Annotated in this window: 25 protein-coding genes; 8 read left to right on the top strand and 17 right to left on the bottom strand. The window is 60.2% G+C overall.

Annotation, left to right across the window (positions count from 1 at the left end; genetic code table 11):
- Positions 1–321 (top strand): transposase (locus FHT76_RS12800; protein ID WP_259132222.1); only part of this gene is annotated, 321 nt, incomplete at its 5' end.
- Here FHT76_RS12800 and FHT76_RS12795 read toward each other — a convergent pair.
- From FHT76_RS12795 to FHT76_RS12785, 3 genes are all read right to left on the bottom strand, one after another.
- Entirely contained in the window at positions 286–894 is a 609-nt protein-coding gene (locus FHT76_RS12795; RefSeq protein ID WP_259185611.1) for a class I SAM-dependent methyltransferase, read from the bottom strand. The genes FHT76_RS12800 and FHT76_RS12795 overlap by 36 nt on opposite strands.
- 145 nt (positions 895–1,039) lie before the next feature.
- A complete protein-coding gene (locus FHT76_RS12790) occupies positions 1,040–1,240 on the bottom strand; it encodes a hypothetical protein (protein WP_183860261.1) in 201 nt (66 codons plus the stop codon).
- Positions 1,241–1,420: 180 nt separating this feature from the next.
- The gene (locus FHT76_RS12785) at positions 1,421–1,654 is read right to left on the bottom strand and encodes a hypothetical protein (protein ID WP_183860259.1); all 234 of its coding nucleotides are present in this window, start codon (positions 1,652–1,654) and stop codon (positions 1,421–1,423) included.
- A gap of 245 nt (positions 1,655–1,899) precedes the next feature.
- On the opposite strand from FHT76_RS12785, the gene FHT76_RS12780 reads away from it, so the two are divergent.
- Positions 1,900–2,304, top strand: coding sequence for a hypothetical protein (locus FHT76_RS12780; protein ID WP_183860258.1), 405 nt, complete (start codon positions 1,900–1,902; stop codon positions 2,302–2,304).
- Positions 2,305–2,416: 112 nt separating this feature from the next.
- Here the strand turns inward: FHT76_RS12780 and FHT76_RS12775 are convergent, their stop codons facing one another.
- Positions 2,417–2,623 carry a hypothetical protein gene (locus FHT76_RS12775; RefSeq protein WP_016552716.1) on the bottom strand — a complete coding sequence of 69 codons (207 nt, stop codon included), beginning with the start codon at positions 2,621–2,623 and terminating at the stop codon, positions 2,417–2,419.
- Positions 2,624–2,858: 235 nt separating this feature from the next.
- Between FHT76_RS12775 and FHT76_RS12770 the strand changes: the two genes are divergently transcribed.
- Both FHT76_RS12770 and FHT76_RS12765 read left to right on the top strand, forming a co-directional pair.
- Complete coding sequence (locus FHT76_RS12770; protein ID WP_183860256.1) at positions 2,859–3,284, top strand: OsmC family protein; 426 nt, start codon at positions 2,859–2,861, stop codon at positions 3,282–3,284.
- 147 nt (positions 3,285–3,431) lie between these two features.
- Positions 3,432–4,328: a DMT family transporter gene (locus FHT76_RS12765; protein ID WP_183860254.1), complete on the top strand. Its 897-nt coding sequence runs from the start codon at positions 3,432–3,434 to the stop codon at positions 4,326–4,328.
- A 6-nt stretch (positions 4,329–4,334) separates the two neighbouring features.
- Here FHT76_RS12765 and FHT76_RS12760 read toward each other — a convergent pair whose 3' ends face one another.
- The 7 genes from FHT76_RS12760 to FHT76_RS12730 all read right to left on the bottom strand — a co-directional run bounded on the left by FHT76_RS12760 (position 4,335) and on the right by FHT76_RS12730 (position 14,394).
- Positions 4,335–5,354: a polysaccharide pyruvyl transferase family protein gene (locus tag FHT76_RS12760; RefSeq protein WP_183752738.1), complete on the bottom strand. Its 1,020-nt coding sequence runs from the start codon at positions 5,352–5,354 to the stop codon at positions 4,335–4,337.
- Between the two features lie 42 nt (positions 5,355–5,396).
- The gene (locus tag FHT76_RS12755) at positions 5,397–6,887 is read right to left on the bottom strand and encodes a lipopolysaccharide biosynthesis protein (protein WP_016552720.1); all 1,491 of its coding nucleotides are present in this window, start codon (positions 6,885–6,887) and stop codon (positions 5,397–5,399) included.
- A 67-nt stretch (positions 6,888–6,954) separates the two neighbouring features.
- Entirely contained in the window at positions 6,955–7,872 is a 918-nt protein-coding gene (locus FHT76_RS12750) for a glycosyltransferase family 2 protein (protein WP_183752736.1), read from the bottom strand.
- 722 nt (positions 7,873–8,594) lie between these two features.
- Entirely contained in the window at positions 8,595–10,217 is a 1,623-nt protein-coding gene (locus FHT76_RS12745) for a VOC family protein (RefSeq protein ID WP_183860252.1), read from the bottom strand.
- The gene (locus tag FHT76_RS12740) at positions 10,214–11,830 is read right to left on the bottom strand and encodes a response regulator (protein WP_183860250.1); all 1,617 of its coding nucleotides are present in this window, start codon (positions 11,828–11,830) and stop codon (positions 10,214–10,216) included. The genes FHT76_RS12745 and FHT76_RS12740 overlap by 4 nt, the downstream gene beginning before the upstream one ends.
- Positions 11,823–12,260, bottom strand: a complete 438-nt coding sequence (locus FHT76_RS12735; protein WP_183752730.1) for a response regulator — start codon at positions 12,258–12,260, stop codon at positions 11,823–11,825. The genes FHT76_RS12740 and FHT76_RS12735 overlap by 8 nt, the downstream gene beginning before the upstream one ends.
- Positions 12,247–14,394, bottom strand: a complete 2,148-nt coding sequence (locus FHT76_RS12730) for a PAS domain S-box protein (protein WP_183860248.1) — start codon at positions 14,392–14,394, stop codon at positions 12,247–12,249. The genes FHT76_RS12735 and FHT76_RS12730 overlap by 14 nt, the downstream gene beginning before the upstream one ends.
- A gap of 169 nt (positions 14,395–14,563) precedes the next feature.
- Between FHT76_RS12730 and FHT76_RS12725 the strand changes: the two genes are divergently transcribed.
- From FHT76_RS12725 to FHT76_RS12715, 3 genes are all read left to right on the top strand, one after another.
- Positions 14,564–14,938 carry a response regulator gene (locus FHT76_RS12725; protein WP_183752726.1) on the top strand — a complete coding sequence of 125 codons (375 nt, stop codon included), beginning with the start codon at positions 14,564–14,566 and terminating at the stop codon, positions 14,936–14,938.
- 312 nt (positions 14,939–15,250) lie between these two features.
- Complete coding sequence (locus FHT76_RS12720; protein WP_183752724.1) at positions 15,251–15,955, top strand: helix-turn-helix transcriptional regulator; 705 nt, start codon at positions 15,251–15,253, stop codon at positions 15,953–15,955.
- A gap of 14 nt (positions 15,956–15,969) precedes the next feature.
- A complete protein-coding gene (locus FHT76_RS12715) occupies positions 15,970–16,404 on the top strand; it encodes a response regulator (RefSeq protein WP_183860246.1) in 435 nt (144 codons plus the stop codon).
- An 8-nt stretch (positions 16,405–16,412) separates the two neighbouring features.
- Here the strand turns inward: FHT76_RS12715 and FHT76_RS12710 are convergent, their stop codons facing one another.
- The 4 genes from FHT76_RS12710 to ybaL form a co-directional block, all read right to left on the bottom strand.
- Positions 16,413–17,120 carry an ATP-binding protein gene (locus FHT76_RS12710; protein ID WP_183860244.1) on the bottom strand — a complete coding sequence of 236 codons (708 nt, stop codon included), beginning with the start codon at positions 17,118–17,120 and terminating at the stop codon, positions 16,413–16,415.
- Between the two features lie 85 nt (positions 17,121–17,205).
- Entirely contained in the window at positions 17,206–19,761 is a 2,556-nt protein-coding gene (gene secD / locus FHT76_RS12705; RefSeq protein WP_183860242.1) for a protein translocase subunit SecD, read from the bottom strand.
- A 91-nt stretch (positions 19,762–19,852) separates the two neighbouring features.
- A complete protein-coding gene (locus FHT76_RS12700; protein ID WP_183860240.1) occupies positions 19,853–20,236 on the bottom strand; it encodes a hypothetical protein in 384 nt (127 codons plus the stop codon).
- Between the two features lie 54 nt (positions 20,237–20,290).
- A complete protein-coding gene (gene ybaL / locus FHT76_RS12695) occupies positions 20,291–22,108 on the bottom strand; it encodes a YbaL family putative K(+) efflux transporter (RefSeq protein WP_183860238.1) in 1,818 nt (605 codons plus the stop codon).
- Between the two features lie 34 nt (positions 22,109–22,142).
- Between ybaL and FHT76_RS12690 the strand changes: the two genes are divergently transcribed.
- Positions 22,143–22,451: a DNA-binding transcriptional regulator gene (locus FHT76_RS12690; RefSeq protein WP_183752712.1), complete on the top strand. Its 309-nt coding sequence runs from the start codon at positions 22,143–22,145 to the stop codon at positions 22,449–22,451.
- An 81-nt stretch (positions 22,452–22,532) separates the two neighbouring features.
- Here the strand turns inward: FHT76_RS12690 and FHT76_RS12685 are convergent, their stop codons facing one another.
- Complete coding sequence (locus tag FHT76_RS12685) at positions 22,533–22,901, bottom strand: hypothetical protein (RefSeq protein WP_183860236.1); 369 nt, start codon at positions 22,899–22,901, stop codon at positions 22,533–22,535.
- A gap of 205 nt (positions 22,902–23,106) precedes the next feature.
- On the bottom strand, positions 23,107–24,540 hold the full coding sequence (locus tag FHT76_RS12680) for a glycosyltransferase family 39 protein (protein WP_183860234.1): 1,434 nt from the start codon (positions 24,538–24,540) through the stop codon (positions 23,107–23,109).
- Between the last annotated feature and the right edge of the window lie 278 nt (positions 24,541–24,818).

Genomic DNA, 24,818 nt, shown 5'->3' with positions numbered 1-24,818 from the left:
GATGCTGTGTCCTACACCCTGAACCAATGGGATTACCTGACGCGTTACACCAGCGACGGCAGGATGCCGATCGATAACAACATTCTGGAACGCGACATTAGGGTTTTTGCGACCGGAAGAAAATCGTGGCTGTTCAGCGACACTGCTGACGGAGCCAAGGCCAGCGCCGTGATCTACAGTCTCATGCTGACATGCCGCGCCTGTGGCGTCGACCCTCTGATCTGGCTACGACACGCGCTCACTGAGTTGCCGCAGCGAGACGACGACGCCGACATCGGCGACCTGCTACCAATCAACTTCTCGAAAACATCCACCGCCTAACAGAGCCGGATCTCGGTACTGATGCGAGGCCAGCAGTGCAGCAGCCGTCAATGCGCATCGAAAATCGCGCTTACGATCTTGCGGCTGATATTGCCAAACCGAGATGTCGACCTCTTTCACGGCCACGAGCCCGCCTGGCTTTACGACGCGGCGAAACTCCTCGACTGCGCGGGCGAGCTGTTCGTCACTCAGATATTGGCTGGCGTTCGCGCTCCAAACCGCATCAAACGTTCCCGTCTCTTGTGGCAGCGCGGTCATGTCTCCGGTTCGCGTGCTTATCGGACAGGGAAATTGTTGATCGGCAATCAGGCTTTCGATTGCCTCGATATTTTCGGGTGCCAGATCCAGAGCCTCGATGTGTCCCTGGCTACCCAGCAATTCCGCCATCAAAGGCAGGAAGACCCCATTCCCGGCACCAGCGTCAAGCACCGACCAACCGGGTCGGATGCCGGTGGCGCGAAGCGTAGCATCGTACTCGTCCTTTAGCGCCAGGTAGTGAACGTCGAGATGCCTGCCGCCACTGAGCCTGTGCCCAGCCGATGTAACGCGTTCGGGACTTGAGGCGTTGTTCATCTTGTCCCCCGGTCTGGATCCGAATGACAGCTCTCAACGCCATATTGTTATGGATATCTCGTACGCAGACAATCCCCATCCAGAGCGAGTCACGGCACCCTGATCGCTCTGCTACGATCGACCGCCAGCATCGGGCCCGATAGTGCTATTCGCGGTTGAGCCGCTGGACGAGCTCCTCGAACAGCGCTTCGCCTCGCCTCGTCAGGACAAGATCGATTGCGGCGGTAAGGGCGCGATGCCCTTCACTGCTGTCAACGTCGATCCGTTGGGCGGAACACCATTGCCGAACGGCATCGGTAACGCGCGCAACATCATGGTCTGTAAGCGATATGAGAGATTGGAGCATTTTTGTGCCCTTCGCTAAAGCGGCAAGAGCACGTAAAAACTCCCAAGCAGTCCCCGCCGATTAATCTTATGGGGCCGATTTCATCGGTGTACTCTCATTCCACGGGAATGATACAAGCTCTTCGAGCAATTTTTACGAAGGCAATTGCGACCGCCGGTGGTCCGCTGAGGTCGAGCGGAATTACGCCATCCTGCGCAGCACATCGAGCAGTGTCTGCGCGTCATCATTGGCGCCGATCCGCCTTAGGGCGTCGTCCGCGAGCGTGATGATGGCCTCGAGCGCTTCATGCTCGCTCCAGCCCGCCTCGACCGATGCTGCGACAAGATCGCGGAAGGCAAACTGCAGGGCGTCCTGGCAGCGGACGTCCCGATCGGGGTCGTCTGTGGTGACGAAGGGTTTGTAGATGTCTCTCATCTCGCTCTCCGCGAATGTGCCGACGAGACAGAATAGCGGGAATGAGTTTAAGAAAGTGCTTAAGAAATAGCTACTGGGCGGGGCTGTGGCACTTCCGCGCGGCGATGCCGGCGCGCCGCCTTCGGGACATGGCTCACGCGATGGTAACATGGTGATTTTCCGAAGGTTAAAACTCCGTTCATCTGCCGTTCTCAATCCGCTTTTGCAATGATAATACTAACGGCGCAAACGGAGGGGGATACTCTATGCCACGCATCTCGCAGCTATACTTTAAGACCGCAATTCTATTTCTGATTATCGGCATTGTCATGGGTCTCAACATGGCGATCTCCCAAGATCACACCGTCATCGGCGCCCATGCGCACTGTAATCTGTTAGGCTGGGTGACCATGGCGATCTTCGGCGGTTACCATGCGCTCAATCCACAGAAGGCGGAGACGCGCCTGGCCATGATCCAGTACTACGTCTACACGGCCGGCATCGTCCTTATGGTGCCGTCGCTCTATCTCATGCTGCAGGGCAATGCGGCGATGGAGCCGATCGTCGCGCTCGCTTCTGTCGTCACCTTTGTGGGCGTCTTGCTCTTCGCGTTCATCATCTTCTCGAGCGGAAAAGTCGTCGTCACACCGTCGGCACCCTCGTATCGCTGACATCACCCAACGCGGTGTTCGGCGGGGCGTGATCGCCTTGCCGAACGCTCTTGGTGCAGATATCCGCTCGTGATCTCAGGCTCTGACGGTGTGGTGCCGTCGGACCGGAGCTTCAGTGGATGATCTGTATGCGGATCTGTTCCTTGGCCGCGTAGTCATGGCAATCGCTGGCGGCGTCGCCGACAAAGATCACGTCGCCGTCGGAATCGAAAAGACCCCAGCAGGGGTCTTCGTCGACATAGACTTTTCTGACGTAGCCGAAGGGCTCGGCATCGATGATAACGCTGGGTGCAACAGGAACAGCCGCAAGTGCTCGCATGGATAACTCCAATGAGTCGTTTCTGTTTTAGTGCATTTGCATATTGCGCCTTGAAGCTGACTCGGAGCTATCCTCAGAAATCGGGATGGGAAACTGAGGTTGACGAGCGGGCCGATTGTCGCCGGCCGAATCACTTTTGATTGTCTGTTCCCGCCGCGAGCAGATCAAATGCGCGTTGCCGCGGCGGTTCAAAATCCCTATCTAGAGCAGGCTATCATCACCAAAGGATTTTCCCATGGCCGACCTCAAGGCGCGCCCCCGTCCCGTTGGCGCAACCGCCGTTCTCGGCCGCACCGGCTTTCCGCATGTCACGTCGGCCACTAAGGGCGAGTTGCATATCGTCACCGGCGCTTCGCAGCCTGGTTTCAATCCGCTGGACCTTCTATATGCGTCGCTGTCGGCCTGCCTGGTCCTCAGCGCCCGCATCGCTGCGAGCCAGATGGGCATTCTCGACCGCGTAACCGAGATCACTGCAGACGTGACGGGCGAGAAGGCAAGCGAGGGTCCGTCGCGGGTTCAGGCATTCAACATTGCCTTCGCGATCAAGGGTGACATCGACGAAGAGACGCGCTTGAAGATCGCTCATGCGGCCGAAGAGATCTGTACGGTCAGCAACACCATCCGCGGGACGCCCGAATTCTCGACCGTCGTTTCCGGTTGATGGGCGCAGTGCTGCAAATGCGCATCGGCGGACAATAAGATTACGCTTTTGCCTACCCTTGTCGCTCCTCGGCTATCCACTCGGTACAGCTTCTGATAGGCCCGTTCCGTCGCCTGTCTCCAGGCGGCTCAGAAAGCATCGAGAGTCATGTCGCAGGCCGCTTCCACAATCGCAGACCCCCCTACCTCCAACCGGTTGGCTCTTGCCGCCCTGATCCTCGGCGGCGCGGCGATCGGCGGCTCGCCTATCTTCGTTCGGCTGTCGGAAGTAGGCCCAATGGCAACCGCCTTCTGGCGCGTGGCGCTTGCCCTGATCCCGCTCTTCATTTTTTCGCTTGCCAAGGGCAAGAACGCCGGCCCGAAGCCTGAAAAACTCTCGGATTATGCCCTGCTGATCCTGCCGGGCGTGGTTCTCGCGATGGATCTGGCGGCCTGGCATCTCTCCATCACCATGACGTCGGTGGCCAATGCGACGCTGCTTGCCAATCTTGCCCCCGTCTTCGTCACGGTGATCGGGCTTCTCTTTTTCGGCGCGTCCGTCACCCGTGTGTTCGTTCTCGGGCTGATATTGGCGCTTGCAGGCGTGGTCATCCTGAAGGGAGGCCCTGCGGCACTCGGCAATGGCGACCTGCGTGGCGACGGTGTGGCGGTCATCGCCGCCGTCTTCTATGCCGGTTACATCCTGGCGATCGGCAAGCTTCGCAGCCGTTTCGATACTGTCCGTATCATGCTCTGGAGCACGGCATCCGCCGCTGTCTGCATCTTTCCGCTTGGATTCTTCTACGAAGGCCACATGCTGCCGCCGACGGCCTATGGTTGGGCAATCGTCTTCGGCCTTGCCTTCGTCAGTCACGCGGGAGGGCAGATGGCCATCGCCTACGCGCTCGCCTATCTGCCAGCCGCCTTCTCCTCACTGACGCTGCTGCTGCAGCCGGTGGTGGCGGCAATCCTCGCCTGGGTGCTGCTCAGCGAGCCGATCGGTCCGATGCAGGCGATCGGCGGCATTGTGGTGCTCGCCGGGATTCTGGTTGCCCGGCGAGGCTGATCTCAATCAGGCGACCGCTGCAGGAGCGACACGTCGCGCATCGAGGATCGCAAGCGCCTCGTCGACTGTCGAGGCAAGTTCCGCCTTGTCGCTGTTGCAGGTGCCCCAGGCCGCGATGAAGCTGCTGGTCTTGCCATAGCTGTTATCGAGAACGCAGTGATCCGCGCCGAGAAGCACGCACATGATGTGTCCGTGCATACGGTCGGTAATGACCTGGCGTGCCGAGCCCAATAGAGCCACGCCGCGGTCGAAACGCTGCTGCGCCCGTTCGCGATAGGCTAGCTCCGTCATCCGCGCGCGACCGCCGATGCGGCCGGTCAGAAGGCCCTTCAGGATCGCGGCGTGCTTCGTCTGGCGCTGGAAATCGGCAGGCTCGTCGGGCCAGTCCGATTTCACGGTGCCCGGACGCAAGGTTGCTGCTGTCAAGTCCTGTGCGGTACCGACCTCCTGGTCCTCGCGCAGATTGAGCAGCAGTTCGTGCTGCGGCGTCGGTCGAGCGACCGGACCGATGCAGAAGGCCATGTCGGGGCAAAGGCGCGTTTCGCACTGGAACCAGCGCTGGGCAAATTCCAGGCTTCGCTGGTCGCGGACGAGCAGCGTGAACTGACCGTGACGCTCGATCGCGCGCGCGGTGCTGTCGACGTTCGCCTGTTCCTTGAAATGAATGGTCTGCGGCATCTGCACGATCGGCCGGCCCTTGTGCTTGTCGAGCAGACCTTCGCGGAACTGGCGGTAGCCGGCCCAGATGTCACCGAAATTGCCGCCGCCGTGCAGGAAGATGCGACCGTTGCCGATCGCGCTGAGCATCCGGCCTTCATCGTAGGTCGGGATCTCGGTCACGTAGGTCGGACGGGTGCGCTTCCGGTCAAAATAGGCCAGTTCGCCAAGCCAGATGGCACTGTCGCCGATGTTGTAGTGGTTCGGGAAGTCGAGAAGCGCAAAACGCTCGGACGGATCAAAGAGATCGGAAAGGCAATTGGCGATCACACCCTGAAGACGGTTGATGATCGTAATATTGGATTCCATGGAATGCTCCTTGTTTGCGGACACTTGGGTCCATGCAAGCGGCTAGGCTTCGGCCTGTTTGCGGAATGGGTTGAGGGACATGGCAAGCGCGATGTACGGACGGATGACCGAGCGGCCGAAGATCGGCAGGAAGGCGAGGTAAATCAGTCCGCCGAGACCGATGCTGAGGCCGAGCGCCAGCCAGCGGTTTTGAATATGTGCGAGGATGACTGGATGTGCGAACCAGACGCAGACCGCCATCAGCGCCGCGCCGCAGAAGGGCAGGGCGACAGCCTTCAACGTGCTCTTGGCGTCGATATGCGCATATCGTGCAAGCACATATTGCTGATAGGGCATCGTCAGCCAGGCCCGCAATGTGTAGCCCGCGGCAACGGCCACGACGCCGTAGGGGACGAGCAGCCAGGTGAGGATCAACGTCGTCGCGAGCTGCAGGGCAGCGACGGACAGGATCGATTCCGCCCGGTTGACCGCAGAAAGCGCCGACGAGGCGAAGAAGTTCATGACGAAGGGAACCGCCATCAGCACGAGAACGGTGGCGATATCGCCGGCATTGCCCCACTTGTCGCCGAAGAGCAGGGCGATCATGTCGTTGGACAGAGCGCCGAAGCCGAGCAGCAGCGGGATGGTTCCGAGCGCGGCAGCGCCGACGATCTTGTTATAGGCATTGCGAAAGGCCGTGTGGTCGTTCTGCAGGCGCGACAGCGTCACGAGCGACACGCTGCCGATCGGCGCCAGCACCGCTTGGCCGATCAGCTCGATCAGTCGCCAGGCAATGCGGTAGCGGCCGACTTCGACCGGGCCGAACCAGCGCGAAATGAAGATGTCCTGCACGCGGGCAAGCAGCATCCACATCAGCTGGGTGACCACGAGGCTGATGCTGAAGAGGAAAACGGACCGGAACATCGGCACGTTGAAGCGAAACTTCGGCATCCAGGGATAGTAGAACCAGCCGAGGAGCACGGTCACGGCAGCGTTGACCGCGGTCTGCGCCACGAGCGCCCAGACGCCCCAGCCGAGGAAGGCGCAGACGACGGCGGTGATGCCGGACAGCAGGCTGGCGGCGATCGCCTGCCCGGCAAGGCTCTTGTGGCCGAACTCGCGGGCAAGGCGGGCATTGTGGATGACTGCCAGCGAGGAAATCGGAAGCAGTGGCGCCAGCCAGCGTAGAATGCCTGAGACCGATGGGTCGCGCACCAGATCGCCGTAGTAGGGCGCGAAGAAGAACACCAGCGAGGCAACGATGCCGCTGAAGGCGATCGTCGCCCAGAAGGCCGTGTCGGCAAGCTCCTCGTCGAGATCGAGCTGGCGCGTGACGGCATCGCCGAGGCCCGCATAAGCCAACACGCGGCCGATTTCCACGAACAGGCTCGCAAGCGCGAAGGTCCCGAAATCGCCCGGCCCGAGAATGCGCGCCAGGATGACGAAGATCACAAAGGTTGCGATCGTGCTCCAGGCCACGCGGACGACCGACCAAAGGACGGAGAGCGCGGTTTTCTTCTTAAGCTCGGCGTGCGCAATTGCCGTATCGGCCATGCATTATCCAATCGAATCTGGCTCGCGATCGGTCTCGCGTGTTTCCGTTGACGGTGAGGCGGGCGCCCTAGGCGGGCTGCTTTGCCTTCGGCGCCCGCCAGTAGGCGAGCATGCCGGTCAGGTTGTCACGAAGCTGGCTGCGATAGGTCAGGCCAAGGTCCTCGTTGAGTTTCTGGCGCCCCATGGCTTCCATGAGCGCCTGGCGGATTTCCCAGCGCAACATGCCGCGCATGTTCGAGCGACGATCGAAGAGATATTTGGCGTACAGCGCTCCGTTGCCGAAGGCGTAGCCGGTCTGCAGGCGCTTGATATCAGCGAGATCACGCCGTCCATGAAAGTGCTTGACGGCAAAATCGGGCAGATATTCGACGCGCACGCCGGCATTGAAGGCGCGGTGGACATAATCCGTGTCTTCGCCGGAGCGGAAAGGCGTGCCGGCCCCGAAACGCGTGTCGAAGAGGCCGATCCTTTCGACCAGGCCATGCGGAAACGCCATGTTGGCGCCATGAATGAAGCCGCCGGCGTGCAAGTCGCTGGTCAGCACCGCGGGTTCCATCTCAGGCTTGATCGTCACCGGCAGGTCGCGGGCATCACCGAGTTCGATCCGTCCACCGCGCATGACCATCTCGGTATCCGAGCTGAAAAGCGCCGCAAGCGTCGTGAAATAGTCTGGGAAAATCTCGCAGTCGTCGTCGGTAAAGGCAAGGATGCGGCCCCTCGCGGCGTTCAGGCCCGTGTTGCGGGCAACGGCGAGGCCGGGCTTCGCTTCGTAGATCAAGTTGGTCTTGATCGGCGCGGTCGACGCCCATTGGCGAACGACGTCCGACGTCTCGTCCGTGGATCCATTGTCCACGAAGACCAGCTCAACTCTCAGATAGTCTGCCTGCCGGGCGGCAACAGACACGGCATCCAGGCAGTTCGTCAGTCCATAGGCCCGATTTCTCGACGAGATAATCAGGCTGATGTCCACGGGCCGAGGAGGCATGCAATTTCCCCTTCTGCGATCGATGTCGAGGCGAGGATAGGGCTGAGACCCCGCTTCGGCAAGGAGCTTTTTGCGCTGCAGCAAAATAGAACAGTTGGAGCAGTTCGCAGACGAATGTGGTAATTTCTTGCCTCAAGAAGACAGAAAATAAATACAAATATAGATTTTGTCACAAATCAAAGTTAATCGTAAAAATAACAATGAAAAATAATCTTATGTAGTTCTATCTAAGCACCAAAGAATTTTTAGCTTGCCAAAATTAAAGAAGATTGGCGTGGCTTCGGTTGTTTCTATAGTATTCCCCTGTCAAAATGCAATAAGAAGTATTTTGTCGATAAGTGCTTGCAATAATCGTTGCGGCAGTCGGTAGTCCTTAACAGAAACGATCACAAACACCCTTCTGGGTAGCATTGGCCATTGCCAACGGCATGGCGCGATCACTGTGCAGATTCGAGAATAGATAGCCATCGGATCTGTTGGAGTGCCATTTCGCATGTCTTCATCGTCGTCTCATGCCGCCAACGTAGTGTTGTCCGCTACCGCCGCTGTGCGGACGTTAAAACACTACTCTGCCAACAACTGGCAAAACTGCGGGCGCCTGGGCATGGGTCGGAGCACGCGGGCAAACGCCTTGCTCGCAAGGGGGCTATTATCCCCAGTTATACCAAGGCGCTGTAGCCGAATCGCTCGACGCTGATGCCCTTCGCCACAAGGCGCTCTGCTCAGTTGATTTGCTGCGACAGCCATTTCTGGATGATCGAGACGTCCCCCTCTCCGAGGTCGTGTCCGCCGGAGATGACATCCGAATCGACTGTCGCGCCCGATTGCTTGAGGCGCGTTTCGAGTTCGTTCGCATACTTTCCGTAGGCATCCGTCTTTCCGCTGATAACAAGAAGATCCGTGCCTTTTAGATCGGCATGCGGATAGGTCTTCAAAACAGGCATGGAGCGCAACAGCACCGCACGGTGCACCAGATTCGGATGCAGATAGAGCAACGAGTTGAGCAGGTTCGCGCCATTGGAATAGCCGACATAGACGATCTTCTTGGGATCTAGACCGTATGACGACACGGCGCCCTCGATAAAGGCGGCGAAGGCCTCTGCTTCGCTCTTGATGTCATCCTGGTCGAAGGAGAACGGCGTGATGCGCTTGTACCAGCGCGGGATGCCTTCCTCGGTCGCCCGTCCGCGCACACCAAGCAGCGTGGCACGCGGGGCAGCCTCATGCAGGAGCGGCATCAGCGTTGTTTCGTTACCGCCCGAACCGTGCAACAGCACGAACACGCTGCCGTCAGGATTTGGCGGCGTATAGAAGCGGTGCACGAAAGGCAGGTCGCGATAATTGACGCGCGGCTCGCCCGGCATCGAAAACTGCGGCAGCACGACCTTGAGGTCCTTGAGGTCAGTGATCGGATCCTTGGGGACGAAGAGCTTGGTGCCGAGTGTGGCCTGCGGCTCGTCCACCATCATACCGGGCTTGTCAGTCGCCAGTTCGATTAGCGTGCCGCCCGGCTCGCGGGCGTAGAGCGATTCGAAATATTTGCGATCGTGCAGGTTCGTCGCTGCCGCGCCGCCATCCTTCAGCGCATCGTGTACCTTATGGAGCTGCTTTTCGTTGGCGGCGCGGAAAGCGACGTGGTCGGCAGTCCCTGTGCCCGGCGCGCCGGCCCAGAAGCCCTGAGCGTTTCTGACGTCGACAATATCGCCCGATTCAGAGACAAGCCGTTCGATGTTGCCGCGGCTCTCCTGGAAGCGATAGCCGAAATGCCGCTCCACGAAGTCACGGCTTTCGGCCGGTTTTTCCGTCAGCATGGTAACGCCGCGCACCCGCTGCACGGCATGCTCGATCGGCACGCCGGCGCCATCCCAGGCGGCCGGGGACTTCAGATTACGAGCACCGGCAAGCTTGACGATGATGTTGTCGGGGTCTTTCAGCCGCAGCACGGGTTCGCCAAACTCGTCGGCCGGACCTTCGGAGCGAAACCCGAAACTCATAGAGCGGGTGAGCCAATAACCGATACTGGAGGGATCGATGGCAAGCGAGAGTTCGCCGATCTGGCTATGGCCGACACGACCGGGCGAACCATCCTCCCAGACGAGGAAGGTCACCAACGAGCCGGGGCTGCCCACGGTGTCTCCGTAGAACAGATGAAGCTGCGTGGCGTCTTCGAAGCCCGCGGTCTGCTTGACCAGCCGCATGCCGAGAAACCCCGCGTAGAAATCCACGTTGGCCTGTACCTTTCGGGTCAGAAGGGTCACGTGATGGATGCCAGATACCATTGAGTTCAGTCCGGATGGCGTGGAGGGCGTCGTAAGCGCCAGAATCAGTGCGAGTATAAACGTCATGCCGTTACAATTGGAGTTTGCCTCGAAGGTTCCGCATAAAGAACTAGGCTATCTCCGCGCGGCTTCAAATCCAAACTGTCCAGTCCGGCCAAGGCCTCCTGAAACTGTTGGAGGGTTGGCGGCTTGGTCATGTAGGCGCTAGCGCCAAGTCTTTTTGCCTGCTGGATGTCGCTTTCGTCGCTAGAAGTGCTCAGGATGCAAACCGGAATGGTCTTCAGCCGCGCGTCCGCCGAAAGCGCCCCGAGAACCTCGAAACCGTCCATGATCGGCATGTTGATGTCGAGCAGCATGAGGTCGATTCCAGGGATGCCATCTGATGTCGCCCGCTCCTGCAGTAGTCGCATGGCATCGCGGCCGTTGCCGGCGACATGGAGGTTGAAGTTCACCTTGGCGCGTTGCATCAGCTTGATCTTCAGCAGTTGAACGTCCGCAGGGCTATCCTCGACGAGTAGAACCTCGGCAAGCCTGGGCGAGCCTTCGGGTGCTGGCGACAACACATTGGCAGCATGTCCATACGGCACATTTGCCGAAGCGGAGGCAGCGGGTCTGGCAAGCGGCAATTCGACGACGAAGGTCGAACCGGTGGCCTGCCTGCTTTCGCACCAGATCGCGCCGCCATGCAGCTGCGCGATGCGCCGGCAGATTGCAAGTCCGAGCCCCGTGCCCTCGATGCCGCGTCCCACCAGTCGTTTGAACGGCTGGAAGATGACCTCGCGATGCTCCGCGTCGATACCTGGACCGTTGTCCTGGACGGCTAGGCGGCATATCTCACCATCGCTTGCCGCGGAGACATGGATTTCTGGCCGATCGACGCAGTAGCGGATTGCATTCGAGACGACGTTCTGCAGCAACTGCACCAATAGCGTTGTATCGCCCATTACTTCGGGCAGGTCGCCATAGGAAAGCGACGCGCCGGAACTGGCGATCTGTTCACGAAGGTTGCTCTCCACGCGTTCGATCACTGCCGCAAGCGCGATGGGCTTCAACTCCAGCTCGCCCGAAACCTCGAGCTTGGTAAAGCCGGAAACCTTTACGATGAGATCTTCCATGTGACCCGCTGCCCCGACGACGTAGTCCAGCAATTCGCGGTCCTCGTCTGACAACGTCGGGGAAACCTGCAGGATCTTGCTGAACGACCGGATCGTGCGCAGCGGCTCCTTCAGGTCATGCGCCATCGCGCGGGTAAAGATTTCCAGCGACTGCCGCTTCTGCTCCAGCTTGGCTTCGAGGTCGCCATGCATGATGGCGTTCTGGATGCACCAATGAAGAGTTTGCGGGGAGAGCGAATCCTTCGTCAGGTAGTCGCGAGCTCCGGCCTTCATCACCTCGACGGCGATGGTTTCGCTTCCTTGGCCGGTCAGCATGACGACGTTTGCGGTCGGATCCTGTTTCAGGATTTCTTCCAGCACGCCGATGCCGTCGCGGCCGGGCAGAGAGTAGTCCAGCAAGATGCAGTCAGGACGTTTCTGAAGGCTAAGTGCGACTCCCTCGTCGCCGCTTTCGGCCTCGCGAACACTGTAGTGGGCCTCGGACACCCGCGAGAGCATGCGTCGATAGAAATCGCGGTCGTCGACGTTGTCATCGACGATGAGTATGGCGCAGTCGTCAGCCACGGTCGTCCCCATCGGCGGGTAGGATGGCGATCTCGAACCAGTATTCCTTCAGCCGTTGTATGGCGGCGAAGAGGCCATCGAGATCCACCGGCTTCTGCACATAGGTATTGGCGCCGAGCGCATAGCACCCTTCGATGTCGCGCTCGTCGTCGGATGTCGTAAGGATCACGACCGGGATCTTGCGCCATTCCGGATTAGATTTGATCGCCTCCAGCGTCTTGCGGCCGTCGAGGCCCGGCATGTTCAGATCCAACAGGATCAGGCCGGGTCGCGGCATCATGGCGGCCAGCGCTTCCAGGGCATCCTGCCCCGACGCTGCCCAGCGGATAGGATTCTTCAGCTTGGCACGCTGAAAGGCGCGCAGCGTTGCCTCGAAATCGTCTTCGCTGTCCTCGACGATGAGGATCGGCTGTGATTCACGCTGTGGCATTCTGGTCCTCTCTTTTGTGGCCCAAGGTGAAGTAGAAGGTCGTTCCACGCCCCACCTCGGACTCCAGCCAGATATCGCCCTCATGCCGGGCGATGATCTTGCGCACGAAGGTCAGCCCGGCTCCGGTACCGTCGTCGGAATCCTTAGGCTTTTCCAGCCGTTTGAAAATACGAAAAATGTCTTCGTGGAACTCAGCCGGAATGCCCTTCCCATTGTCCCTGACGAAGAAGACGTCGCGTGCCGAAGTGCCATCATTGCCCGTGAATTGCTGGAGATGTCCGATTGTTACGATGGGGTCGGGCTTGTCGTTGTACTTGACAGCATTGGTGATCAGGTTGCGGTAGACCTCCGTCAACCGCAGAGCATCGCAGACGATCTCCGGCAGGCGACCTTCGACCTGAACCTTGGCATGGCGCTCCTCCAGATAGAGTTCCATGGTCGAAACGACGTCCCCGACGATCGCGTTGACATCGCTGCGCTTGATTGCCAGCTGCTGCCGCCCGATGCGCGAAAAATAGAGGAGGTCGTTGACAAGCTTCTCCATCCGCTGGCTAAGGAGAACGAGCCGGTTGAGACGCCTGGTGCCGTCCTCGTCGAGCTGGCTTTGATAGTCTTCCAGGAGAAAACGGGAGTGATTGTGCAGACCGCGCAGGGGCTCCTTGAGGTCATGCGAGGCGATGTAGGCGAACTCGTCGAGATCCGCATTGCTGCGCTCTAGATCGGCCGTATAGGCCTGCAATTGGCGAAACATCGTCTTCAGCTGCTCCTCATGCGCGACGCGATCGCTAATGTCGCGAAGGATGCCGACGAAGGTAATGGTCGTGTCCGTTGCCAACCGACTCACTGAGAGATCGAGAGGAAATACCTCGCCGCCCTTGCGTCTGCCGGAAACGGACCGCGTTGTTCCGAGGATATGCTTTTCGCCGGTCCGGGCGTACCGAGCAAGATAGCTCTCATGCTCGGAATGATAGGGCTCCGGCATCAGCAGTCGAACGTTCTGGCCGATAGCTTCTTTGGCGGCATAGCCAAACATTTTCTCCGCTGCCGGATTGAACAGCGAGATTAAGCCTTCCGCGTTTATGGCGATCACGGCGTTCGGCGTGTTTCTGATGACGCTGTCGAAGCGAATGCGCTCCGCATTCAGGCTGCTGTCCTTGCGGAGAAAATAGAAGACGAGCAGGGCGACCAGCCACAGCGTCGCTATGGTGATGGCCCGGTTGGTGGCCTCGTACCAGTAGCCTGCGCCCGCCCGATCGACCGCAAAGAACCCGAGTGACACGAGAACGGAACAAGCAAACGCGAAGGAAAAGGGTGCATTCTTGTTGCCGAACCACAAGGAGGCGAGCACGAGAGGCACATAGAGAATGCCGTTGGCCACGCCGAGCGGCGTATAGAGATCGACGAATAAGCCGGTAAGGCAAACGACTGCCGGCAACCAGATCGGCATGCGGCCGCGACTTTCCGGATTCAGCCACCAGGAGCGTGCCAGCATCGCCGACCCGAACAGCACCAGCCCAGCCGCGGTATGGACGGCCATGCCGATATTGGCACCCCATTGGTATCCTTGCTCAGACCGCGTCGCATAGCCGGCAAGCGCTGCCATGCCGAGCCCGATGACGACGTAGCCGACAAGCTCCTGCACAAGCTGTGTTCGCTCCGCTCGCCCGGAGAGCGCGAAAGCGAGCGAGAGGTTGGCGACGAAGAAGATGACCGCCGTATTCGGGGCCATGCCGCGATTGACCCTCGCGGTAAAGGCGGGGTCAACGATCAGGCTTGCGAGAAAGCGCTCGACGATCTGCGCCTGATTTCCGACAAACAGGATCTCGATCAGCCGCTGTCCGCTCATCGCTGCCGCAAGGCTGAAGAGCAGGAATGCCAGCATGTGACCGCGGTGACCGGGTTGAACGGAGGAGATGAGACCGAGCCCGGAGAGCGCAAAGCATAGGGCCGTGTTCAGGGCCATTGACGAGAAGCCGGGCAGCACTGAGAGAATACTCTGGACCTGCGCGATCCAGGCGACGATCACGACCGCGCCGAGCGCAACGAGGAGGGCGCTGATCGCTATAACAACGAACCGGTACTGCCGTTGGCGGCGTAGTATATCGGCGCTGGCGGCCTCGATCGGCTTTGGCACGCGGTCTCTCCCATTTGCGCGCTCATCTAGTTCTGGAAACTGGGAACTTTCAATATGGTTCGTTGCGGTTACGAGAGCTTTCCCGCGCGCTGCAGGGATGGCGTATTTCGGTTTTCCCGCCACCCGATCCTAAGGCATAGTGGCAGCCTCATGGTTCGAACGGATCGATATGCCGACGGTATTCTACGTAGATGACAACGCCGACGACCTCTTCTACGCCGATTATGTGCGCAAGAAGCAGCAGGTTGGCGTCACGCTCCTATGCTTCTCCAAGGCTGAGGATGCCGTGCAGGCGCTGGAAGAAACATATGCGAAGCATGAAGAATTGCCGGACGCCCTGATCGTCGATCTCTATATGCCGCTCGACAGCGGCCTCGACCTGATCATGCGACTGCGCGCCGACGCACGGTTTTCGCAGGTTAGGCTCGGTGTTTGCACAGGCTCGGATGCGGATGAGGATCGCCGGCGCGCGCTGGCCGCGGGTGCCGACTTCTATGTCGAGAAACCGATCGATCTCCCGGCCATGGTGGCGCGGATAGGCTGATGTTGGAAGAAAAAGCTGAGAGAGCCGGGCAACCTTAAGTTTGCCGCCACAAACACAGCCAACCCCTTGACTGAAAGGCTGCCGGCTCCCTCCAATGCCGCTACGGCACCGCCTTCCGCACTCAAGGGGTGTTGGATGCGGAAAGACAAAAGACTGGGAGGAGACGGCGCGGGCCCCTAATCCGAAGATCGAGGTCTTGTTTCACGCTCTTCCTGCAATAGTCTTGCTGGTGGTAATAACTGTGCCGGTCTAGGACGTGTATCCTTAGATCTAGGGATAAGGCCGCCAAACCCGAGAGGCCCAGGACGTGCAATGAGCAGTGCCGCCGCCATTCCTTTCCATCTCGGACCGGAGCTCGGTCGGGCGATAAACCGCACCGATTTCTTTCGGTTGCTGAAGTCCGCAGCACAGCACTACCGCTTCGACTGCTTCGCCCTGGCGCGTGTCTCCGAAGCTTCGCCACCGTTCAGCAACCGCGAGATCATCATCACAAACGTTGCCGAACGGCGCGTCGCCCTGTTTCTCTACGGCATGCGCCAGGCTCTAGGCCTGCTGAAGACGAAAGCCGCGCAGTTTCTGGCGATGCCGCTCACCGGCAGCGGCAGTTTGCGGGAAGATTACCCGCGCGATCTCGTCCTCAACGAATTTGACAGTAATTCCTTCCTCCTTGTTCCGTTGTTCACTCCGGAGGGCAAGCGCTATTGCGTCGCCTTCAGCGGCAAGCGGGCGGAGCCGGATCAGGGCGAGGTCGCCGAGGTGCTGCTCGACACGATCCGAATCTTCGATAAGTTTTATGAGGAGATCCTGGCGCATGAAATGTCTGCACGTCTTACCCAGCGCGAGACCGAAGTCGTGAAGTGGACCAGTGAGGGCAAGACATCCGCCGATATCGCGATCATCCTTGGCCTGTCGGAACACACGGTCAATTCCCACATAGCGGCCGCCGTGAGAAAGCTTGAGGCTGTCAACCGCGTCCACATGGTCGCAATCGCGCTGAGGATGGGGCTGGTGTCGTGATCGGAGAAACGGGAATGACAGCCGGTGAGGGCCGCAGGGCGGTAAAGGTGCTGTTCGTCGACGACGAGTTCATCGAGTTTCGATCGCTGAAAAAGAAGCTCTCTACGTTGACCGAGCCGCCGGTCGAGATCGACTATGCACAATCGATCGGCGACGCTTTGGGCAAGCTCGGTGGCGACAGGTTCGACCTGATCCTCCTCGACAATCGGCTGCTGCCGAATGCCGATTTTCGCGAAACAATGCCTAAGCTGCGGGGCAGCGGCTATACCGGCCCGATCGGCGTCATTTCCATGGACATCTCGGACGGCTACTTCCAGCAGTTCCCAGACTACGGCGTCGACTTCCGGATCGGCAAGGACGAGATAGACGCAGACACCTTGCAATACATCATCCGCGAATATGTGACCTACAACATGCCCGACATCTGGAAGGACGACTACACCACGTAGCTCGTTTTTTATGCTCGCGAGGCGGGGAGGCGAATGGCAAAGCGACTGCCGCCCGCGTCCGACCGCTCCAGACGAATGCTGCCGCCGAGCGCCCGCAAGATTTCGCGCGAGGCCGTCAGTCCAAGCCCAGGGCCGACCGGCAGGCCCTCCTGCGGCAGCTTCCAGAAAGCATCGAAGATCTTGTCTTGATGAGTCGGGTCAATACCGGGACCGTTGTCGGAAATGCGGATTGTCACTTCGGCGGCTTCCCGCTCGGCTTCGATTGTCACGACCGGAACCAAGCTGCCGCGATGGGTCAGTGCATTGGCAATCACGTTTGTCAGCGCGATCCTGACGATCGCACCATCCGAAACGATCGTCGGGAGGCGATCGTGCTGCAAGGTCGCACCCGATGCGATCACGTCGCTCTCCATAGCGGCCCAGATCTCCCTGACAAGACCGTTTAGATCGATCTCATCCGCGGTCACCTGAGGCATGCTGGTGGCAAAGCCGATCAGCGCCTTTGTCAGTCGCTGCGCCGTCTCTGCTTTATGGAGAATGGTTTGCAGGCTTTGCAACTGCTCGCTGTCGAGCTTGTCACCCAGGTCGTCGAGCAGGATTTCCGCATACATCGCAATATGCCGCAGCGGCGACTGCAGATCGTGCGAGGCGATCGCGAGGAAGCGGCGAATGCGCTCCTCGTTCTCAGTCGATGCAAGCGATTGTTCAGACGACATGCCGCGGAATCTCCTTGCGTCAACATAGAAAGAGGGCGCCGGCTCTGCAACCGGCGCCCTCTTTTCAAGTCACGTCAGCATGTTCTCAGCCCGCGGTCTTGCGCGACTGGCCCTCTTCCGGAGGGATGATCTCCGGCGCGCTTTCTGCGGCCGCGACAGCCTTGCCGTGGCGACGACGCCAGTCGCCGAGGAAGAGCAGGATGGGTGCCGCGATGAAGACGGACGACGCGCCGGCAACGAGGATGCCGAAGACCATCGGGATCGCGAAGCTCGAGACCGCGCTGCCACCCCAGATCGCCATCGGCAGCAGGGCGAGGAAGGCGGTCGCGTTGGTGTAGAGGCTACGTGCCAGCGTCTCGTTGATCGACCGGTCGATGATTTCGCGGAGCGGCATCGACTTGTAGAGGCGCATGTTTTCACGCATGCGGTCATAGACCACGACCTTGTCGTTCACCGAGTAGCCCACCAGCGTGAGGATGGCGGCGATGGCGGTAAGGTTGAAGTCGAGGCCGGTCAACGCGAAGAAGCCGATCGCCTTTGTCACGTCGAGGATGAGCGTGACGATGGCGCCGACTGCAAACGGCCATTCGAAGCGGTACCAGATGTAGAACAGCATCGCGAGGCTGGCGATCACCACCGACAGGATGCCGGCCCAGGCAAGTTCGCCGCTGACCTTCGGACCGATGACGTCGGTGCCGGTGACAGTTGCCGACGGGTCGATCTTGATGATCTCCGCCTTCAGCTTTTCGACGGCTGCCGTCTGGGCTTCTTCACCGCCGTCCTGGCGTTGCGCGCGCACCGCCATGGTGTTGTTGTCACCATAGGACTGCAGCGACACCTCGCCGAGGCCAAGGCTGTTCAAGCCTTCGCGGAAGCGGCCAAGATCGCTGGCTTCCGCGGTCTTCACCGACATCTGGATACCACCGCGGAAGTCGACGCCGTAGTTGAGGCCCGGATGGATGAAGAGGACGACCGAGGCGATCGACAGAAGCGCCGAGACCGTCACGCCGAAGAAGCGAGCCTTCATGAACTGGATGTGGCGGCCGTAAGGGTTGAACATCATCGGGATCAGCGGCTTGATGTTCAAAACCTTCAGCTTACGGCGACGCGTGATCTCGATCATCGTGACGCGAACGAAGGCAACCGACGTGAACATCGAGATGATCAGGCCGAGCGCCATGGTGACCGCGAAGCCACGAACCGGACCGGTGCCGAACCAGAACAGGATCGCCGCTGCGATTAGCGCCGTCATGTTGCCGTCGATAATCGTCGAGTAGGCGCGGCGGAAGCCGGTGTCGATGGCTGCAAAGGCGCTCTTGCCCTTGCGCGTTTCTTCGCGGATGCGCTCGTTAATGAGAACGTTCGCGTCAACCGCAAGACCGATACCGAGAACGACACCTGCGATACCCGGCAGCGTCAGCGTCGCGCCGACGAGCGTCAGCGCCGAGAAGGTCAGGATCGTGTGGATGAGCAGCGCGAAGTTCGCGAGGAAGCCCCACTTGCCGTACAGGATGAAGATGAAGACAGCGACCAGCACGAAGCCGACGAGGCCGGAATAGATACCCATGCGGATAGCGTCCGCACCGAGGTCGGCGCCAACGGTGCGTTCTTCGATGACGGTGAGCTTGGCGGGCAGGGCGCCGGCGCGCAGCATGGCGGCAAGCGTCGTTGCGCTGTCGGCCGAGAAGCTGCCGGAGATCTGGCCGGAGCCGCCGGTGATCGGTTCGCGGATAACAGGCGCGCTCAGCACCTTGTCGTCGAGAACGATGGCAAACGGGTTGCCGACGTTCTGGCGGGTGATGTCGGCGAAGCGGGTTGCGCCGGCGCTGTCGAAGCGGAAGCTAACGACAGGCTCATGCGTGTTCGGATCGAAGGAGACGCGGGCATCCGAGAGGCGGTCGCCCGAGATTTCGACGCGATCGAGAACCGGATAGCTGTTGCCCTGCTCGTCCTTGAGCATCGTCACGCCCGGTCCCGGCTGGTTGTTCGGAGCGAGCATGTGGAAGGACATCTTCGCGGTGGAGCCGAGAAGCTGGCGAAGGCGGGACGGGTCCTGTGCGCCCGGAAGCTGCACGAGAACGCGGTTTCCGCCGATACGCTGGATCGTCGGTTCGGCAACGCCGACCTGGTCAACGCGCTGGCGAATGACTTCAAGGCTCTGCTGGACCGCGGAATCGACGTTGGCTGCGATACCGGCCGGCGAGAAGGCGACGAGGATGTTGCCGCCGCTGGTCGTCACCGCGAGATCGGACTGGCCGGCGCTGAGGCCGGTGGCGATGGCGTTGCCGAGCGTCTTCAGCTGCGTGACGGCTTCGTCGGTCTGGGCAGTATCCGTCAGGGTGACGACGATCTGGTTCTGATTGCGAACGATCGACTTCGTCTGGATATTCTTTTCACGAAGCACGCGACGCGCGTCCTGCAGAAGCGATTGCAGGCGCTCGCGGGTCAGGTCCGCCTCGTCGACTTCGAGAACGAGATGCGAGCCGCCGCGAAGGTCGAGACCGAGGGAAACCCGGTCGTGCGGCAACCACGAGGGCAGGCGGTCGAGGGTGGACTGCGGCAGTGCGTTCGGCAAAGCGATCAGAATGCCGAGGAGAATGATCACCGTATAGGTGAACACCAGCCATGGTGAATTACGCATGTTGTTGTTTATCCTTGATAACGCTTGAGCCTGCGCTCCTCGCGCAGGCGGCGTGTCTTAAAAGCCATGGAAAGCGCCGGAGGGCGCGCATTCATGCCGCGGCCGCAGGCGGGCCGTGCGAATCGTAAGCCTTCGCATCGGCGGCACGAAGCTGCGGGTGGAAGGCGACGGGATATGTAGGCTCCACGAACGAAAGGAGCGCAATTCCGGGGATTGCTCCGACTGCGGCGTTGGCGGAATCGTAAGGAATATATTTCGGTGCCGCTTTGCGCTCGGCGGTCAGAATACCGCGGACGGCGTCTCGCACGCTGAGCTGCAGCGGCTGGCCATCCTTGCTGGACGAGGAGACAGAGTTCGGGCCGCGCGTCGGGCCGATGACAAGGTTGCCACCGAACAGCAGGCCGAGATAAGCGAAGACGGCAATGACCAGAGAAATCGCAACGCGACCGCTCATGCGGCGTGCGTCGAGCCTCATCTCGTGGTCACCCAAATTTTCGGCCTCGTACCGGTTCAACGGCGCAAAAGTCTCTCATTCTTTGTCGGGAGAAGGCGCTTCCTTGGCTGCAATTGTAGCAGTCTCGGCCTCGTCTTCATAGCGCACACTGTCATGATGCACTTGAGCGAGCCGGTCAACCATGCCCATGGCAATTTCCCGTTCGCCCATGATGACGGTATCGGCGCCGTATTCCTTCAGTTCCTCGACCTCGGCGTCCGAATGCGCACGCGCGACAATCAGGATGGACGGGTTGATGTCGCGGCCCTGTTCGGCGATGCGGCAGGCCTCGAAGGCATTGGGGATGGCGATGACGAGGCTGCGGGCGCCACCGATGTTGGCAAGGTCGAGCACCTCGCGCGATACAGCATTGCCGCTGATTGCCTCGATCCCTTGATCCCTGAGTTCTCCAATGCGCTTGTCGGAGTCCTCGATGACAAGGAAGGGCGTACCTGAAGATTTCAGGTTTTGCCCGACGATGCTGCCCACACGGCCGTAACCGACGAGGATCGCGTGCCCCCGAAGCGCCGTCGGGTGCACATCGTCTTCTTCTGCCGCGGGCTCGTCAGCCGGCTCTGGTGCCGTCTCAGCAGTCAGCTCGGCGACAGGCTCTTCCCGCTTGCCACGCTCCAGCATCGGGCGCAGACGATCGCAGACGTAGAAAAGCAGCGGATTGAGGATGATCGAGATGATCGCGCCCGCCAGGATGAGGTCGCGCCCTTCCTCCGGCAGCAGGCCGAGGGCGACGCCAAGCGTTGCCAGGATGAAGGAGAATTCGCCGATCTGCCCGAGGCTTGCCGAAATCGTCAGCGCCGTGCCGACGGGCTTGCGGAACAGCAGTACGATCAGGAAGGCGGCGATGGATTTGCCGATGACGATAATGAAGATGGTTGCAAGCAGCGGCAGCGGCTTGTCGACCAGGATGTTCGGATCGAACAGCATGCCGACGGAGACGAAGAAGAGAACCGCGAAGGCATCGCGAAGCGGCAGGCTTTCCTGGGCGGCCCGGTGGCTGAGTTCGCTTTCGGCCAGAACCATGCCGGCAAAGAAAGCGCCAAGAGCCAGCGAAACGCCAAACATCTTCGAGGCGCCGAAGGCAACGCCGAGCGCAATGGCAAGCACGCCGAGGCGGAAGAGTTCGCGCGATCCGGTGTGCGCGATGCGGTGCATCGTCCAGGGAATGATGCGCCGCCCGAAGACCAACATCAGCCCAACGAACAGCGCGACCTTGATCAGCGTCATGACGATAATGCCGCCGATGCCGAGATCGAGGCCGAAAATTCGGCTGACAGCGGCTGAGAGCGGCTCGACGGTCGCATGCTCCCCACCGCCGATGCTGGCCGCGGCCGGGATGAGAACCAGCGCCAGCACCATGGCGAGGTCCTCGACGATCAGCCAACCCACCGCGATCTTGCCGCGATCGGTTTCGATCAGCCGTCGCTCCTGCAGCGCCTTCAACAAGACGACCGTCGAAGCGACGGAAAGAGCGAGTCCGAAGACGAGGCTCCCGCCCGTCGGCCATCCCATCAACGCCCCCAGTCCCCAGCCGAGCAACGTCGCAAATCCAATCTGCACGATGGCGCCCGGAACGGCGATCCCGCGAACGGAGAGGAGATCCTTGAGAGAAAAGTGCAGCCCGACGCCGAACATCAGCAGGATGACGCCGATTTCGGCGAGTTCAGGAGCAAGGTTTTGATCGGCAACGTAGCCGGGGGTATGCGGGCCGACGAGCACGCCGGCAATGAGGTATCCGACCAAGGGGGGCATGCGGAGCCTGTTGGCAAGCGCGCCGAGGATGAACGCAAGCACGAGACCTCCGACGATCGTCGAAATCAAAGGTGTGTCGTGCGGCATCACGTTCTCCTGTACTGGAAATCCCGGTTCAATTATGACATATATGGCTTATATCAACCAATATGGGTGGTTTGACATTATGGGTCAAGGCGCGAAGGAAACAATTCTGACCCCGGCACTCTGCCGGGCCGCTCGTGGATTGCTCGACTGGACGCAACTCGATCTGGCAGAGCATGCGGCCGTGTCGCGCAGCACCATCCGCGACTATGAAGGAAAGCACCACGAAATCCACCGCGCAACCGAGGCGCAGTTGCGGCTTGCTTTCGAAAACGGCGGCGTCGCGTTCGTGGATGTCGAAGGCATGGGGATCTGCCTGGGCCTGTCAGCGCCAGACGATCGCTAGATGTTAGCCTCACGAGGTTGTCCATGCCGCTTCCCGGCAGGGACCTTCGGTGCGGTATAAGGGGCACGCCGCGCCGGACCGTTAGCCGGAAGCGAGTGTAATGTCGCGAATGGCCTCCCAGTGGTCCAATGGTGCGGAGCCGAGTTCAAAGCAGACCGATACGTGACCGTCAGGCAGGTCAATGACAAGCTGGTGGAAATTGCCGTATCCGATCACGACGAAGCGCATGCCGCCACAATCGAGGTCGCCGCGTTGGCGCGCCAGCTTGAGCAGCGTGGGATTGACGAACAGTTCCTCGTATTTGTCCGATTCCGATGCAGAGGCGCCAGCCACCTGCGATTTCTGTCGCGAAACCAATTCGCCCCTTCGGTAGAGGGCGACATAGCGGATCCCATCGGACACCTCGAAAATGCGATCGATCAGCAGTGCGTCGGGCGAACTGGATGGCATGTCTCGCTCCCTCTTCGCTGGAATGTCGGTCGGCTGCGAAGCCTAGCGCTCAAGAGAATCGTGTCAATGTCAGCCCCGACGGGTGACTACATCAGCCTCCGGTCGCTGGCCGTTGCGCTTAGCGACCTCTCGGCAAGCCCTTTACGCAAATGACAGCGATAGCTCCTCCAGCCGAGGCCTTGGCGTCCGAAACCGATATACTCACTCAACGCGGTTGGTTAGGTACCGCAAGGCAATTCGGTGAAATCCGGTAAGCGAAGATCGTCTTGCCGCGATAGTAGCCTTCCGCCGGCTGCCAGCTCCGGACGAGTTCAGGCGCTTGCGCACAGTCCACCGGATGGATCGTTATGTAGAGCACGTTGTCCGCGATTTGACTCGGCAGCGCGAAGGTCTGCTCGTAATAGTTATCAGGCGCGTCGACCGGTGGCTTCGCATAGATGTGGACAGGATCGTTCCGCAGCGTATGGAACATGTCCGCCAGAAGGTCGCGGCTGTCGCTGACGATCACCGGTGTCGCCGACTGCCGCGCCAGCTCGCCGGCCTCGCGGCTTATCGCACTGCGGCCCAGGTAGCGCTTCATGACTTCGCTGCCGTTCGGCAGCACCAGCTGATGTGCAAAGACCGCGGCGAGGGGAAACAGGAGGCTGGCCGTGCCGTTGATCGCGAGCGATAAGCGCAACCCCTTCGGCCAGAGGCGGTCAAGCACCCACACAGCAAGGATCGTTCCAGCAACATAGGCGGTCACACCCCAGTTGGCGTAGGCCTTGGCGACCAGTGCCTGAAGCGTGATTAGCAGCACGACCGGGATCGACAGCCAGATCAGCAACCGTTCCTGCGGCTCGCTCTCCCCCTTGAGCGCACGCGCAACGCCCCACAGCATGGCGAAGAAGATGATCGGCCCGACAACGCCGAATTGCGCGGCGAAGAATTCGAGGCCACCGCCGATGTCAATGCCGAGCTTGCTCCAGTGTGCGATGTTTGTCGTGTGCCGGACGGTCGTGGCGTCATGCGCAAGGTTCCACCAGAGATTCGGGGCGGCGACGGCGAGGGCAACAATCACGGACAGAAAGAAGTCGCGCCAGGCGATCCGCGCGTTTGGAACAAGGATGAGCGCGATCAGCCCGCCGGGGACGACGAAGAGGATGGCGTATTTCGACAGAAAGGCGCAGCCGAACGCAAATCCCATCAGGAGAGCGAGACCGACAGAGCGCTTCTCGGTCAGGCCGAAATAGGCCCACAGCGCCACAGTCAGGAAGAAGAGAAGGACCACATCGGTGGAAAAGAACACCGATGAAAGGGCAACGCCCGGCAGCGTGATGAAGGTGGCGCCGGTCCAGCCTTCAATCTTTGGTCCGACAAAGCGCTTCGCCGTCTTCATCAGCACAATTGCCGTCGCCATATGGATCAGCGGTCCGCTGACCCTGATCCAATAGATCGATGTCGATCCGGCGATCTCGGTCATCACGCGAATGACCCAGGCGATCATCGGCGGTTTCGAGTAATAGCCGAAATCCAGATTCTGCGACCAGAACCAGTACTGCGCCTCGTCGACGAAGAGGTCGGTGGTGTCAAAATGAAGGGTGAGAACTCGCCAGAGTGTCACGCCAAGGATGATGAAGAGGCCAAGTCTGGCAGACATGAACGGAAATTCCGCTGAACGCAAACAGTAGTCGAGCCGAGGTTTAGCGCGCCGGCGTGCCGGGCGCGTGGCTGGTTTCTACTGGCGTATTATGGAAATTCAAAGAACACGGAGGGCGATTTGGCCGCGGGTCGCTTCGATGCGGTCCAGCAGCGTAACGGCTGCGAGAACAGCAATTGCGAGGAAGCACGACCCCAATCCGAGAACAATCATTGCCCAATCCTTCTGACGTCATGTCACGGTTATTTTCGGGGCTATAGCACAAAGCTTGCGCCGGA

The sequence above is a fragment of the Rhizobium sp. BK176 genome, assembly GCF_024808055.1.
This window is presented reverse-complemented; position numbering and strand designations above follow the sequence as displayed.